Below are 655 nucleotides of genomic sequence, written 5' to 3' on the forward strand. Positions count from 1 at the left end.
AGTACCGAAGTCTTTGATTCCACACTGCCAAGAAAAGCCTCTAGCGAGATGCAAGGTGCCCGTACCGCAAACCGACACAGGTAGGCGAGGAGAGAATCCTAAGGTGAGCGAGTGAACTCTCGTTAAGGAACTCGGCAAAATGACCCCGTAACTTCGGGAGAAGGGGTGCTCTATTAGGGTGCAAGCCCGAGAGAGCCGCAGTGAATAGGCCCAGGCGACTGTTTAGCAAAAACACAGGTCTCTGCGAAACCGTAAGGTGAAGTATAGGGGCTGACACCTGCCCGGTGCTGGAAGGTTAAGAGGAGTGCTTAGCGCAAGCGAAGGTGCGAATTGAAGCCCCAGTAAACGGCGGCCGTAACTATAACGGTCCTAAGGTAGCGAAATTCCTTGTCGGGTAAGTTCCGACCCGCACGAAAGGTGCAACGATCTGGGCACTGTCTCAACGAGAGACTCGGTGAAATTATAGTACCTGTGAAGATGCAGGTTACCCGCGACAGGACGGAAAGACCCCGTGGAGCTTTACTGCAGCCTGATATTGAATTTTGGCACAGCTTGTACAGGATAGGTAGGAGCCTTGGAAACCGGAGCGCCAGCTTCGGTGGAGGCATTGGTGGGATACTACCCCCGCTGTGTTGAACTTCTAACCCTCACCCGT

General features: G+C 53.6%; 1 rRNA gene. It reads left to right on the plus strand.

Annotated features, from left to right (window positions below):
* A 23S ribosomal RNA gene (locus tag E2626_RS17025) occupies positions 1-655 on the plus strand; the annotation flags it as partial.

The organism is Jeotgalibacillus salarius, from assembly GCF_004405125.1.
Classification (GTDB): domain Bacteria; phylum Bacillota; class Bacilli; order Bacillales; family Jeotgalibacillaceae; genus Jeotgalibacillus; species Jeotgalibacillus salarius.